Origin of the sequence: Cytobacillus mangrovibacter, assembly GCF_042865275.1 — a bacterium.
Lineage (GTDB): Bacteria > Bacillota > Bacilli > Bacillales > Cytobacillaceae > Cytobacillus > Cytobacillus mangrovibacter.
The window spans coordinates 208,778-222,671 of the sequence record NZ_JBIACJ010000005.1 but is presented as its reverse complement, the minus strand read 5'-3'; the positions used below and the strand labels follow the sequence as shown (position 1 = coordinate 222,671).

General features: G+C 38.5%; 14 protein-coding genes and 1 tRNA gene. 14 read left to right on the top strand and 1 reads right to left on the bottom strand.

The window, feature by feature from the left end:
* The first annotated feature begins 8 nt into the window (after nt 1-8).
* The gene (locus ACFYKT_RS11410; RefSeq protein WP_389219544.1) at nt 9-1,238 is read left to right on the top strand and encodes an aspartate kinase; all 1,230 of its coding nucleotides are present in this window, start codon (nt 9-11) and stop codon (nt 1,236-1,238) included.
* Between the two features lie 55 nt (nt 1,239-1,293).
* On the opposite strand, the gene ACFYKT_RS11405 is transcribed toward ACFYKT_RS11410, so the two are convergent.
* Complete coding sequence (locus tag ACFYKT_RS11405; RefSeq protein ID WP_389219542.1) at nt 1,294-1,749, bottom strand: YslB family protein; 456 nt, start codon at nt 1,747-1,749, stop codon at nt 1,294-1,296.
* A gap of 388 nt (nt 1,750-2,137) precedes the next feature.
* Here ACFYKT_RS11405 and ACFYKT_RS11400 point away from each other — a divergent pair, with 388 nt between their 5' ends.
* The 13 genes from ACFYKT_RS11400 to ACFYKT_RS11340 all read left to right on the top strand — a co-directional run bounded on the left by ACFYKT_RS11400 (nt 2,138) and on the right by ACFYKT_RS11340 (nt 13,718).
* A complete protein-coding gene (locus ACFYKT_RS11400; RefSeq protein WP_389219540.1) occupies nt 2,138-2,746 on the top strand; it encodes a succinate dehydrogenase cytochrome b558 subunit in 609 nt (202 codons plus the stop codon).
* 74 nt (nt 2,747-2,820) lie between these two features.
* The gene (sdhA, locus tag ACFYKT_RS11395) at nt 2,821-4,572 is read left to right on the top strand and encodes a succinate dehydrogenase flavoprotein subunit (RefSeq protein WP_389219538.1); all 1,752 of its coding nucleotides are present in this window, start codon (nt 2,821-2,823) and stop codon (nt 4,570-4,572) included.
* Nucleotides 4,573-4,591: 19 nt separating this feature from the next.
* Nucleotides 4,592-5,353: a succinate dehydrogenase iron-sulfur subunit gene (gene sdhB / locus ACFYKT_RS11390; RefSeq protein WP_389219536.1), complete on the top strand. Its 762-nt coding sequence runs from the start codon at nt 4,592-4,594 to the stop codon at nt 5,351-5,353.
* Nucleotides 5,354-5,779: 426 nt separating this feature from the next.
* Nucleotides 5,780-6,244 carry an acyl-CoA thioesterase gene (locus tag ACFYKT_RS11385; RefSeq protein ID WP_389219534.1) on the top strand — a complete coding sequence of 155 codons (465 nt, stop codon included), beginning with the start codon at nt 5,780-5,782 and terminating at the stop codon, nt 6,242-6,244.
* A 147-nt stretch (nt 6,245-6,391) separates the two neighbouring features.
* Nucleotides 6,392-6,616 (top strand): helix-turn-helix domain-containing protein, encoded by a 225-nt coding sequence (locus ACFYKT_RS11380; protein WP_009333184.1) that lies wholly within the window; start codon nt 6,392-6,394, stop codon nt 6,614-6,616.
* Between the two features lie 179 nt (nt 6,617-6,795).
* Nucleotides 6,796-7,254 carry a MarR family winged helix-turn-helix transcriptional regulator gene (locus tag ACFYKT_RS11375; RefSeq protein ID WP_389219532.1) on the top strand — a complete coding sequence of 153 codons (459 nt, stop codon included), beginning with the start codon at nt 6,796-6,798 and terminating at the stop codon, nt 7,252-7,254.
* A 10-nt stretch (nt 7,255-7,264) separates the two neighbouring features.
* On the top strand, nt 7,265-8,059 hold the full coding sequence (gene racE, locus ACFYKT_RS11370) for a glutamate racemase (protein WP_389219531.1): 795 nt from the start codon (nt 7,265-7,267) through the stop codon (nt 8,057-8,059).
* A gap of 100 nt (nt 8,060-8,159) precedes the next feature.
* Complete coding sequence (recQ, locus tag ACFYKT_RS11365; RefSeq protein WP_389219529.1) at nt 8,160-10,304, top strand: DNA helicase RecQ; 2,145 nt, start codon at nt 8,160-8,162, stop codon at nt 10,302-10,304.
* Between the two features lie 137 nt (nt 10,305-10,441).
* The gene (locus tag ACFYKT_RS11360; RefSeq protein ID WP_389219527.1) at nt 10,442-11,515 is read left to right on the top strand and encodes a GerMN domain-containing protein; all 1,074 of its coding nucleotides are present in this window, start codon (nt 10,442-10,444) and stop codon (nt 11,513-11,515) included.
* A gap of 99 nt (nt 11,516-11,614) precedes the next feature.
* Nucleotides 11,615-12,370 carry a ribonuclease PH gene (gene rph / locus ACFYKT_RS11355; RefSeq protein WP_389219525.1) on the top strand — a complete coding sequence of 252 codons (756 nt, stop codon included), beginning with the start codon at nt 11,615-11,617 and terminating at the stop codon, nt 12,368-12,370.
* Between the two features lie 16 nt (nt 12,371-12,386).
* Complete coding sequence (locus ACFYKT_RS11350; RefSeq protein ID WP_389219523.1) at nt 12,387-12,998, top strand: XTP/dITP diphosphatase; 612 nt, start codon at nt 12,387-12,389, stop codon at nt 12,996-12,998.
* The gene (locus ACFYKT_RS11345; RefSeq protein ID WP_389219521.1) at nt 12,995-13,516 is read left to right on the top strand and encodes a metallophosphoesterase; all 522 of its coding nucleotides are present in this window, start codon (nt 12,995-12,997) and stop codon (nt 13,514-13,516) included. Before ACFYKT_RS11350 ends, ACFYKT_RS11345 begins: the two co-directional genes overlap by 4 nt.
* Before the next feature lie 128 nt (nt 13,517-13,644).
* Nucleotides 13,645-13,718, top strand: a tRNA-Arg gene (locus ACFYKT_RS11340).
* Nucleotides 13,719-13,894: the final 176 nt, after the last annotated feature.

Genomic DNA, 13,894 nt, shown 5'->3' with positions numbered 1-13,894 from the left:
GGAAAATCATGGGATTAATCGTGCAGAAATTTGGTGGAACATCCGTTGGAGACGCGGAGAAGATTCAAAATGTAGCCACTCGAGTGATCGAAGAAAAGGAGAAAGGAAACGATGTAGTCGTAGTTGTTTCAGCAATGGGGAAATCAACAGACCATCTCGTTGACCTTGCAAAAGGAATATCCATACGCCCAAATAGAAGAGAAATGGACATGCTTTTAACAACAGGGGAACAAATCACGATTTCATTAGTAGCCATGGCATTAGCTGATAGAGGCTATCCGGCTGTTTCGCTTACTGGATGGCAGGCTGGAATCATAACAGAGCCCGTTCATGGCAATGCACGAATTATCGGCATGAATACAGAAAGAATAGATAGTGAGTTAAAGCAGGGAAGGATTGTTGTTGTAGCAGGCTTCCAAGGAATAACAGAAGATGGGGCGATTTCAACCTTGGGGCGAGGTGGATCTGACACAACGGCTGTCGCATTAGCAGCAGCATTACAAGCTGATAAATGTGAAATATACACAGATGTAACTGGTGTATTTACAACAGACCCGCGCTATGTGAAAGATGCTAGAAAGCTTTTGGCGGTATCTTATGATGAGATGCTGGAGCTAGCCCATTTAGGTGCTGGAGTTCTGCACCCAAGGGCAGTAGAGTTTGCTAAAAATTATCAAATTCAGCTAGAAGTCCGCTCTAGTATTGAAAGAGAAGCTGGGACGATTATCGAGGAGGAAGTAACAATGGAACAAAACTTAGTTGTGCGGGGAGTGGCTTTTGAGGAGGACATTACAAGAGTAACTGTTATCGGTTTACCGAACTCCTTAACAGGTCTTTCTGTTATTTTTTCAAAACTAGCAGAAAGTCATATTAACGTCGATATTATCATTCATAGTATATTAGCAGATCAATTAACCAATTTATCCTTTTCAATAAAAAACGAAGACCTGGAAGATACAATCAAGGTATTGGAGAACAGCAAGGAAAAGTTAAATTATGAACGAATTGAGTCAGAATCTGGACTTGCTAAGGTATCAATTGTTGGTTCAGGAATGGCATCCAATCCAGGGGTCGCAGCTGAAATGTTTGCGGTATTAGCATCCAATGATATTGAAGTGAAAATGGTCAGCACCTCCGAAATTAAAGTATCCACAGTGGTAGAACATGCCAAAATGCTGCATGCAGTTGAAGTGCTGCACCATGCTTTTAAACTTTCGGGCACCTTAGTTACACCTTAAAGGTAAAGAAAAAAGCTTCAAACCATCATATGGTTGAAGCTTTTTTCTTTGTTACTTATGGAAGAATACTGTCCTTCTTATCCCATTTAACAGTAAAATGGATCTTTCCCTTTTTTTTATTAGGGTGCTCAAATGCTTCACAAATGACTTCTTTTTGACTCTCTATTTGCTCGGCAATAAATCCAGCTTCCAGTTGAAAAGTACATGGATTGTTTTGACTGCATCGCATTTTTATTATAGGGCTGAACAATTCAAGTTCCATTTCATTTTTGGATTCCTTCACAATCGATAAATCTCCCCAAGCGGATTTCTGAAAAAACTCAACTACTTCATTCAGAGTGTCCATTGGGTATTTACGAGCAAGTCTTTTGCCTGCCCAGTATAAGATTTCCGGTGTATCATTGCCTAATAGTTCATGCAAAAGCACTTCCCGAATAAGTTCATAACCAAATAGTGGAACTGATTCAGTTGTATTTTCATATTTAATTGCATCTATTGCTGATTCGCCCAAGCTGTATTCCCCACTTTCTATTATTCTTCTATTATATACAAAACTGTTGAATTTTAGTCACCCAATCATGGAAAAAGGTTATTTTTCTTAGAGGAAATTATTGTTATTTTAGTATATGTGGAAAACCTAGAAGTCTATTGAAATATAAGGTTTTTTCTTTTATTTAAGTAATACCAATATATTTTAATAATTTTCTCTTTTATGAACACTTTATGTAATCGTTTCCTTGACGCTATATTATGTTGGGAGTAAAATGGACATGTCACATAATTGTAAGAATATGCAGTACTATTTTTATCGTGATGTTTAGGTGGAACATTTGTATACATAATGCTTATAAAAGTGGAAAGTGAAACCTCAACATCTTCAAAAACTAGGGGGGTAAAACATGGCGGGTAATCGTGAGTTTTTTAATCGCAGACTGCATTCATTGCTTGGTGTCATTCCTGTTGGCTTGTTCTTAATTCAGCATCTAGTAGTGAATCATTTTGCAACAGGAGGAGAAGAGTCGTTTAATAAAGCGGCAGGTTTCATGGAACATCTTCCGTTCCGAACTTTATTAGAGACTTTTGTAATTTTCTTGCCTTTATTATTTCATGCAATTTATGGCCTTTACATTGCTTTTACGGCTAAGAATAATACGAGCAGATTTGGCTTTTTCCGTAACTGGATGTTCATGATTCAACGTATATCGGGTGTTATTACACTAGTATTTATCACATGGCATGTATGGCAAACTCGCGTTCAAGCAGCATTTGGCGCAGACGTTAACTTTCAAATGATGGAGAATATCCTTTCGAATCCATTTATGTTCTGGTTCTACTTACTTGGTGTTATCTCTACAATTTTCCATTTCTCTAATGGCCTTTGGTCATTCTGTGTTAGCTGGGGAATTACCATTACACCTCGTTCACAGCGAATTTCAACATATGTAACCATTGGTGTCTTTGTTGCCCTTTCTATTGTAGGAATTCGTGCGCTTACAGCATTTATTTAATTTTAATAATCTATTAATTGTTCGGATCTAATAGTGTTAATTCGGATTTACTAAGTATTAGGGAGTGAGTCACAATGGGTAAAGGTAAGGTTATCGTTGTCGGCGGCGGCTTAGCTGGCTTAATGGCAACAATCAAGGTGGCAGAAACAGGAACTCCGGTTGAGTTATTTTCATTAGTACCGGTTAAACGATCACATTCTGTTTGTGCTCAAGGCGGTATTAACGGAGCGGTAAATACAAAAGGTGAAGGAGATTCTCCTTGGATTCACTTTGACGATACTATTTATGGTGGGGACTTCCTAGCAAATCAGCCGCCAGTTAAAGCAATGGCTGAGGCTGCACCAGGAATTATTCATTTATTGGATCGTATGGGTGTTATGTTTAACCGTACGCCAGAAGGATTGCTTGACTTCCGCCGTTTCGGAGGTACACAGCATCATCGTACGGCTTTTGCGGGTGCAACTACAGGTCAGCAATTGCTTTATGCATTGGATGAGCAGGTGCGCCGTCATGAAGTTGCAGGTTTAGTTACTAAATATGAAGGCTGGGAATTCCTGGGTTCTGTTATTGATGAAGAAGGCATTTGCCGTGGAGTTGTTGCACAAAACTTAACTTCAATGGAAATTAAATCATTTGCAGCTGATGCTGTTATTATGGCAACAGGTGGACCTGGTATTATCTTTGGTAAATCCACAAACTCCGTAATTAACACAGGTTCTGCAGCTTCAATCGTGTATCAGCAGGGTGTTTACTATGCGAATGGTGAGTTCATCCAAATCCATCCAACAGCTATTCCTGGAGATGACAAGCTTCGTCTAATGAGTGAATCAGCTCGTGGAGAGGGCGGCCGTATTTGGACATATAAGGATGGGAAGCCATGGTACTTCTTAGAAGAGAAGTATCCAGCGTATGGAAACCTTGTTCCACGAGATATTGCAACAAGAGAAATCTTTGATGTCTGCGTGAATGAGAAGTTGGGAATCAACGGGGAAAACATGGTTTACCTAGATTTATCTCATAAAGATCCACATGAGCTTGATGTTAAATTAGGTGGAATTATAGAAATTTATGAGAAGTTTACTGGGGATGATCCACGTAAGCTTCCAATGAAAATATTCCCGGCTGTTCACTATTCAATGGGTGGACTATGGGTAGATTATGATCAAATGACAAATATTCCAGGATTGTTTGCTGCTGGGGAATGTGATTATTCACAGCATGGTGCAAACCGTCTTGGTGCGAACTCCTTGCTTTCTGCGATTTACGGCGGGATGGTTGCCGGTCCAAAGGCTTTGGAATATATTAGCGGCCTTAGCAAGCATGCTGAGGATGTTTCTTCAACTGTATTTGATGGACATGTTAAACAGGAAGAAGATAAATGGAATAAAATTATGTCAATGAATGGAACAGAAAATGCGTATGTCATTCATAAAGAGCTTGGCGAATGGATGACAGATAATGTTACCGTTGTACGTCATAATGACAGACTTCTAAAGACAGATGAAAAAATCGTTGAGCTTTTAGAGCGTTATCAAAATATTAATATAAATGATACGTCTAAATGGAGCAACCAAGGCGCATTCTTTACGCGTCAGCTTCAAAATATGCTTCAATTGGCACGTGTTATTACAATTGGTGCTTATAATCGAAATGAAAGCCGTGGGGCTCATTATAAGCCAGAATTCCCTAAACGTAATGATGATGAGTTCTTGAAAACAACGATGGCGAAGTTCGTTGATGCTAACTCTGCGCCAGCCTTCCACTATGAAGAGGTTGATACTGGAATGATCAAACCACGTGAACGTGACTATACAAAAAAACATTAATAGAAAGGGAGAGTAAATGATGAGTGACAAAAAAACAGTTCGCTTTATAATAACTCGTCAAGATAATACAGATTCTGCCCCTTATCAGGAAGAGTTCGAACTAGCGTATCGTCCAAATATGAACGTCATCTCTGCGCTAATGGAAATTCGTAGGAATCCGGTAGATGTAAACGGGAAACAAACAGCTCCAATCGCTTGGGATATGAACTGTCTAGAGGAAGTGTGCGGTGCCTGTTCGATGATTATTAATGGGAAACCACGCCAATCTTGTACAGCATTAGTTGATCAATTAGAACAGCCGATTCGCCTGGAACCAATGCGCACATTCCCTGTTGTTCGTGATCTGCAGGTTGATAGAAGCCGTATGTTTGATTCCTTGAAAAAGGTAAAGGCTTGGATTCCAATTGATGGTACATATGACCTTGGCCCTGGACCTCGTATGCCTGAACCAAAGCGTCAATGGGCATATGAATTATCGAAATGTATGACATGCGGTGTTTGTTTAGAAGCTTGTCCAAACGTAAATAGCAAATCGGACTTTATTGGACCGGCTGCATTTAACCAAGTACGCTTATTCAACGCCCACCCAACAGGTGCTATGAATAAAGCAGAACGTCTAAATGCATTCATGGAAGATGGCGGCATGCAAGGGTGTGGAAACTCTCAAAACTGTGTTCAATCATGCCCTAAAGGCATTCCAATTACCACTTCAATTGCTGCAGTAAACCGTGATGCCACATTCCAATCTTTCAAGAACTTCTTTGGAAGCGATCAAATTTAATAACAGAACTTGCCCTCTTCTCCAATCTGGAAAAGAGGGTTTTTTGATAAGGAAATACAATAGAGTAAATGATACTTTTCATATTTTTCAAACTAATCTATAATTAAAATAGAGTGAATAGCGATTCATTTTTAAAAGCTCTTTTCAAAAGGATTGTTGTTTTTGAATAGGTTGTAAAAATTTATACTTTTGACAAAAAAGATTGTTGATTGTAGCGGAAGGTGGCGAGACTCCAGCGGGAGTAGTGGGACAGCTGAGACCCCGCAGGCGCTCGCGCCGAGGAGGCTCAGCGCCCACCCCGCGGAAAGCGAGCCACCTGGAGCGAAAATCAACCTCTACCACAACTGTTTAATTAACATCAATATTTGCGAAACCAGCTCAATAAAAAAAGATAAATTTTTACTGATATATACAGGAGGTATGGAAATGTCAAAAATAAATTACATTACAGAAATGACAGAATGGGAAAAGGATTTTAATTTCTATTATCCAATTAAAGTTCGCTTTTCGGAAACGGATATGTTTGGCCATTTAAATAATACAGTTCCCTTTACGTATTTTGAGATGGCAAGAATTGAATTTTTTAAATATAAAGGATTTATGCAAGAATGGGTAAAGCCTTCAAATGAAACGATTCCAGTTGTTGCAGACCTTCAATGTGATTTCCTGCAGCAAGTATTCTTTGATGAAGAGTTAAAAATTTACGTGAAGGCAAATAAAGTTGGCACATCTTCTGTAGATATTCATTATATGGGAAGAAGAGAAGATGGCTCCATCTGCTTTACTGGCAGAGGGACAATGGTACAAATATCAAAAAAGACAGGAAAAGGGGTCCCTTGGACGGAAGATAAGCGAAATTTACTTCAAACACATGAAAATATAAATGTATAAAGCAAAAAAAGCACATTTTCAAAAATAAAACGTTCTTCCAATAGGATTGCAGTCACTTCAGACCTTTCTTTCACATATGATATGGTGACTAAATATATACCCACTCCAAGGTTCATAGCTGGCGAAAGGCAAGGAGGGTTACAATACTTGAAGGAGAACGAATATACTCACAAGCCGTTACTCACCAAACGAGAAAGAGAAGTATTCGAACTGTTAGTACAAGATAAAACAACAAGGGAAATCGCTGGTGAATTGTTTATAAGCGAAAAAACAGTTCGGAACCACATTTCGAATGCCATGCAAAAGCTTGGTGTTAAGGGGCGATCACAAGCTGTTGTAGAGCTCCTTCGAATGGGAGAGCTAGAACTTTAATTAAGACCGGCACTCCATTTTTGGGATGCCGGTTATAATTATTGTAGGGCAGTCTTTTTTTTACACTGATTTCTTCTTGAAATTTAGTCGGAAAAGGGTGAAAATAAGTGGAAAAGGGAAGTAGTGCTAGTATTCATTTTTTATGTCTGAAAAGAAAAGTATAATGGGAGTTGTTTCGAGTGGAACTTGAAGATGTGAAAATAAATGAAGAAGCGGATACGGTGGCGGTAATTGAAAAGGAATTAAGGTACATATCCGGTATTATTAAGCAAAAGGGCCGGGAGATTTTAAGTAATTATAAAATTACCCCACCCCAATTTGTTGCGCTTCAATGGCTTTTTGAAGATGGGGACATGACAATAGGTGAACTATCTAATAAAATGTTTTTAGCATTTAGCACAACGACTGATCTTGTTGATCGCATGGAAAAGAATACGCTTGTTAAGCGGGTGAAAGACCCGAATGATCGAAGAGTTGTACGTATCCATCTCCTTGAAGAAGGTGGACGGATCATTGATGAGGTTATCAGGAAGCGGCAATTATATTTAAAAGAAGTGCTAATTAACTTTTCGAATGAAGAAGTTCAACTCTTAGAAAAGAGTTTAATAAAATTACACCAAGATATGCGCGTAGAATGAGGCGGTATGATTGAAACAACCAATTGGTATCATTGATTCTGGTGTTGGCGGGCTAACAGTTGCTAAAGAAGTGATGCGCCAGCTCCCGAATGAAAATATTATTTATTTAGGTGACACAGCACGTTGCCCGTATGGACCAAGGCCTGCAGAAGAAGTAAAGGCTTTCACTTGGGAAATGTCTAAATTTCTGTTATCGAAAGATATAAAAATGCTTATTATTGCATGTAATACGGCAACAGCTGTTGTGCTTGATGAAATCCGTAACGAGTTATCCATCCCTGTTCTTGGCGTTATTTCTCCTGGAGCGAGAGCAGCGATTAAAAAGACAGGAAGTCATAGGATTGGTGTGATCGGAACAGATGGCACCATTAAAAGTCGGGCTTATGAGACAGCGCTTAAGCAAATAAACAGACGAACAGTCGTTCATGGCCTTGCTTGTCCTAAGTTTGTTCCACTCGTCGAAAGTGGAGAATACGAAGGTCCTTTAGCTGAAAAAATTGTAACAGAAACATTGCAGCCATTAGTCAATAAGGATTTAGATACATTGATTCTTGGGTGTACGCATTATCCGCTCCTTGAACCACTTGTGAAAAATGTGATGGGGGATCAAGTGGAAGTAATCAGCTCAGGTGAGGAAACGGCGAGGGAAGCAAGTACAATTCTTTCTCATTATCGAATGCTGAATACATGCCAAGATGAAATAGATTATCAATTTATTACTACTGGATCTAGAACTATTTTTAAGAGAATTGCTTCGAAATGGCTTCAGTTCCCGGTTTTGAATGTAAGTAAGATTACCCTTTAAAAACCTTCTTCGAGAAGGTTTTTTTGATATTGTTTAAGTGTACCCTGACGGAAGGGAACATGATAAAATGGAGATAAATTTAATAGAATAGGGTGATTATTTGTTAAAGCAAGCTGAACATTATTTAATGCAATACTTTGGCTATTCCTCCTTTCGATCAGGTCAAGGGGAGATCATTCGTAATTTATTGGAACAGAAAAATACGCTTGGCATCCTTCCTACCGGGGGCGGGAAATCACTCTGCTTCCAAATACCTGCTCTCATATTCCCTGGAACCGCCATCGTCATCTCTCCCTTAATATCTCTCATGAAAGACCAAGTAGATGCGCTTCTAGCAGCGAATATACGAGCCACTTTTATAAACAGCTCCCTCTCTAAGCTAGAATATCAGGAAAGAATAAATGGGATTTACAAAGGTGAATATAAGCTTATTTATGTTGCTCCTGAACGATTTGAATCAGAAAGCTTTTTAGCGATGCTGAATTCTATCGATATCTCGATGATTGTATTTGATGAAGGGCATTGTATTTCCCAATGGGGGCATGATTTCAGACCAAGCTATCGATCAATTGTAGATAATTTAACTAGGTTAAACCAAACCCCTCTAATCGCAGCTTTAACGGCAACGGCAACAAAGGATGTAGCTGATGACATTAGAATGCTATTAAATATTGGAGCTGAGGATAGTTTTATTACTGGCTTTGCAAGAGAGAATCTAGCTTTTCATATGATGAAAGGTGTAAATAAGAGAGAGTTTATTAGCAAGTATATTAAGAATCACCCGAATGAGTCGGGGATCATTTATACATCAAGCCGTAAAGAGACAGATCAGCTTTATAATCATCTAAAGGATCAGCATCATTCAGTTGCGAAATATCATGCAGGGCTTAATGAGACAGACCGGAAAAATGCCCAAAATGAATTTGTTTATGATGAAGTTGATATTATGATTGCTACGAATGCATTCGGAATGGGGATAGATAAATCAAACGTCCGATTTGTCATTCACTATAATCTTCCTCGCAATATTGAAGCTTACTACCAGGAAGCAGGACGAGCAGGAAGAGATGGAGAAGAAAGTACATGCTATTTATTATTTTCACCACAGGATATCCAGCTTCAAAAGTTTCTAATTGAGGAATCGAACCTAGACTTTCAGAAGAGAGAGCAGGAGTACAACAAGTTAAAGCAAATGGTTAACTACTGCCATACGGAAAAATGCTTGCAATCGTATATTATTGAGTATTTTGATGCTAATAGTATAGTAGAGAACTGCGGGAAATGCAGCAATTGCCAAGATAAACGGGAGCAAGTAGATATTACGAAGGAAGCGCTGATGATATTCTCTTGTATCAAAAGGATGGGAGAACGCTTTGGTGTGACGATAACTGCCCAAGTTTTGAAAGGATCACAGAATAAACGCATTCAAGAACTAGGCTTTAATGGTTTATCTACTTATGGATTACTTAAACATTATAAAGAAAAGGAAATCAGCAATATTATCAATTATTTGCTTGCTGAAGGCTATCTGATTTTGACGGATAGCAAATATCCTGTCGTCAAATTAAGCGAGAAATCTTTGCCAGTGTTAAAGCAGCAAGAAAAATTATATATGAAAATAAGTATTCAAGCTCCTGTCAGTGAAGTGGAGGAAAATAGTGATTTATTTGCTATTCTTCGTGCATTGCGAAAGAAATTGGCAGATCAAGAACGAGTACCCCCATATGTTGTTTTTGCAGATACTGCCTTACGGGAAATGAGTCAGTACTATCCAATTTCAAAGGATGCGATGTTAAGAATTAAAGGCGTTGGTCAGATGAAGTTTGATAAGTACGGCGAATTTTTCATTGAAGAGATTAAGAAATTCATGACTGATCAGAATATTGTCATTGAAGAACAGATTCCAATAGAGAATCCTGCTAGAACTTTAAGAAAAACAGAGAATACAGATGTACCAAGCTTTATGCATTCTTATCAAAGCTATATAAATGGTTTATCAATTAAAGAAATTGCTAAAGAACGCAATTTCTCCCCCATTACTATTCAGGAACATATTCTTCGTGCAGTTAGAGAAGGCAATGATATCAATTGGGAAGAAATATTTGATGGACAAACAGAAGAACTTATCTTAGAGGCTATTCAAAGAGTAGGCACAGAAAAGCTTAAACCGATCAAAGAAGAGCTGCCTGATGAAATAGAATATTTCACAATCAAAGCAGTGTTAACGAAAAATGGAATTTCTTAAAAGGAGTTTCACTAATTAAAGGGTAGTTGCATTTGGAAATGCTTGATGAGAAAATCACTTTTTTTCTCCGAAGACGGTCTAATTTACAAATAGGCTCGTATACATGTTAGTACAAACTGTCTTTGGAGGGATTAAATATGTCCATAAATAAAAAGTCAACGATCGTGTCAGCTGTCCTTGTCTCATCTGTTTTATTATCAGGATGCGGATTGTTTGGGAGTGGTGGAAAAGAAAAGCTTGATCCACCGCAAGCGGTCACATATACGGATGATGAAGCATCAATAACGGAAGAAACAACAGGTGTTGAAAAGGAAAATGCTGGGGACGAAGAGGCTGTTACAGAAACGATTCAAACAGAATTATACTTAATTAATAAAGATGGCTTAGTTGTACCTCAAACTCTGGAGCTTCCAAAAACGGAATCAGTAGCAACACAGGCACTTGAGTATCTTGTAAAAGATGGTAAGGTTACAGAAATGCTTCCAAATGATTTCATGGCAGTCTTACCAGCAGAAACGAAGCTAAATATTGATATTAAGGATAAGGTTGCAACCGTAGACTTCTCTAAAGAATTTAAGGATTATCAAGCTGAAGATGAAATGAAGATACTTCAATCTGTTACATGGACTTTAACACAGTTTGATTCCATCGAAAAAGTGAAATTCCAATTGAACGGGAATGAACTAAAGGAAATGCCTGTGAATGGAACCCCTATTGGCGATTCCTATAGCAGAGAAAATGGAATAAATTTAGATACAACAGATGTAGCTGATATTACAAATACGAGACCAGTCACTGTATATTATATGGGCGGGAATGAAGGGGCCTATTATTATGTACCTATCACAAAGCGAGTCTCCAATAAAGATGCAAATAATTTAACTGCTGTTGTCAATGAGCTTGTAAAAGGGCCAAATTATGCATCAAATCTTGAAACGGATTTCTTAACAGATGTAAAGTTATTAGACGAGCCGAAAATTGAAAATGGAAAAGTGACATTGAATTTTAACGAAGCAGTTTACAGTAATTTCGAGGAAAAAATGATTTCCCAGCATTTATTGACTGCTTTAGTTCTATCTTTAACTGAACAAAAAGACATTGAAAGTGTTGCTGTGACTGTCAATGGAAAAGCAGAGCTAGTGGATGAGTCAGGTGAAAAGCTAACTGAACCAGTCACTCGTCCTGAAAAAGTAAATACAGGTAGTTTTTAAAAAAAAGTTTTTGATATACTATATAATAATAATGAAAAGAGAGGAGGCATACACTGCCACCTCTTTTCATTGTGTTTTTATTAAGGGAGGAACCAACTTTTGCGTGCAGATGGACGAGAACAGCTACAGTTAAGACCTATACATATTGAAACGAATTATTTAATGCATCCTGAAGGCTCTGTTTTAATTAGTGTTGGAAATACAAAGGTGATTTGTACTGCGAGCATTGATGATCGTGTGCCTCCTTTTATGCGAGGGGAAGGAAAGGGCTGGATAACAGCAGAGTATTCGATGCTTCCTAGGGCAACAGAGACAAGAAATATTAGAGAAGCGGCAAAAGGGAAAATTACGGGCCGGACGATGGAGATCCAACGCTTGATTGGACGTGCTTTACGAGCGGTTGTTGACTTGGAAGCGCTTGGAGAAAAAACGATCTGGCTTGACTGTGATGTGATCCAGGCAGATGGCGGCACAAGAACCGCATCGATTACGGGAGCGTTTGTGGCGATGGCACTAGCTTTAGAAAAAGTAAGTACATCGAAAAAGATGAAAAGATATCCCATTAAAGATTTTTTAGCAGCAACTAGCGTTGGGATATTAGAGAACAAGCAAGTGGTCGTTGATTTAAATTATATTGAGGATTCAAAAGCACATGTCGATATGAATATTGTCATGACGGGAAATGGCGAATTTGTCGAATTACAGGGGACAGGTGAGGAAGCGACTTTTTCTTACAATGAGCTTCAAGATTTGCTAAAAGCTGGGCAGGATGGGATTGTCCAATTATTTGAAATTCAAAAAGAAGCACTTGGCGAAGAAATCACTAGTAAAATACAGTCAAGAAACGAGAAATAAGGGAAGGTGCACGGGAATGTCTGAGGTTATTATTGCAACAAAGAATCAAGGAAAAGCAAAGGAATTTACTCGAATGTTCCAACCGCTAGGCTTTGAAGTGAAGACACTGTTAGATTTTCCAGAAATAAAGGATGTTGAAGAGACAGGAACAACCTTCGAGGAAAATGCGATATTGAAAGCAGAAACGATTGCTAGGCTTCTTGATAGAATGGTTATTGCAGATGATTCAGGTCTTGCGATTGATGCGCTAGAAGGAAGACCAGGGATTTATTCGGCTAGATATGCCGGAGAAGAAAAAAGCGATGAAGCCAATATGAACAAAGTGCTAGAAGAGCTTACAGATGTGCCAGATAATGAGCGAAAGGCAAGATTTTTCTGTGCTCTTGCAGTGGCATCACCAGGAAAAGAAACCTTTATAGTCTCTGGGACATGTGAAGGGCTAATATTACGTGAAAAAAGGGGCTCCTACGGATTTGGCTATGATCCGATTTTCTTTGCAATTGAGAAAGGAAAGGCGATGGCAGAGCTCACACCTGAAGAAAAAGCGCAAATTAGTCACCGTGCAAATGCCCTGCGTAAATTAGAAAGTGAACTACCCTCTCTTCTAGCTGGAGCCGGGAAAAAGTGAAAATTCTAATTGTCAGTGACAGTCATGGACTCACAGAGGAGCTGCGGGAAATAAAGGCACAATATGCCGATGAGGTTCAAATGATGATCCATTGCGGAGATTCAGAGCTTCAAGCAGATGAGAAAGTTTTAGAAAACTTTATAGTTGTTCAGGGTAATTGTGACTTTTCAGGGCAATTTCCTGAGGCTCTAGTTGAAGAAATTGGCGGTCTGCGTATTTTTGTTACCCATGGCCACCTCTATTCAGTTAAATCAACACTGCTGAATCTTTCTTTACGTGCCCAAGAAGCAGCTGCGAATATTGTTTGTTTTGGACATTCTCATTTCCTTGGGGCAGAAATGATTGATGGCATTCTTTATATCAACCCTGGAAGCATCAGGCTGCCAAGAGGAAGAACAGAAAAAACTTTTGTTATTTTAGAAGTAAATGAGAATGAGATGAAACTTCATGTTCATGATCTTAATCATGGAAAGCTAGATGACTTAACCCAAGTATTTTCACTTCCAAAAAGAGATTGAACAGCATATACTACTAGGGAAGCTAAAAAACTTCCCTAGTAAAAAAATATCAATTTTGTGTTGACTTTTAATTGTTTGCCTTATATAATAAAACTTGTCGTTGAAATACTTTTTAAAAATTTTATTAAGTCCCAGTAGCTCAGCTGGATAGAGCATACGCCTTCTAAGCGTACGGTCGGGAGTTCGAATCTCTCCTGGGACGTTATTTACACATCAGACTAGCTATATATTTTATTTTTAAAAACTCACTTCTTTAGATGAGTTTTTTTTATGTTAAATTTTCCTCGAATAATTGCCTTAATCATGCCCGCAATCGATTAAGAGGTGATGCTAAGAGAACGATAAGGAGCTAATCGTTCCCTTAATCGATCAAATCAC

Excerpts from the sequence above, each read along its gene's own strand:
- ACFYKT_RS11410 (WP_389219544.1), top strand. The coding sequence starts at position 9 with ATGGGATTAATCGTGCAGAAATTTGGTGGAACATCCGTTGGAGACGCG.
- ACFYKT_RS11400 (WP_389219540.1), top strand. The coding sequence starts at position 2,138 with ATGGCGGGTAATCGTGAGTTTTTTAATCGCAGACTGCATTCATTGCTT.
- sdhA (WP_389219538.1), top strand. The coding sequence starts at position 2,821 with ATGGGTAAAGGTAAGGTTATCGTTGTCGGCGGCGGCTTAGCTGGCTTA.
- sdhB (WP_389219536.1), top strand. The coding sequence starts at position 4,592 with ATGAGTGACAAAAAAACAGTTCGCTTTATAATAACTCGTCAAGATAAT.
- ACFYKT_RS11385 (WP_389219534.1), top strand. The coding sequence starts at position 5,780 with ATGTCAAAAATAAATTACATTACAGAAATGACAGAATGGGAAAAGGAT.
- ACFYKT_RS11360 (WP_389219527.1), top strand. The coding sequence starts at position 10,442 with ATGTCCATAAATAAAAAGTCAACGATCGTGTCAGCTGTCCTTGTCTCA.
- ACFYKT_RS11350 (WP_389219523.1), top strand. The coding sequence starts at position 12,387 with ATGTCTGAGGTTATTATTGCAACAAAGAATCAAGGAAAAGCAAAGGAA.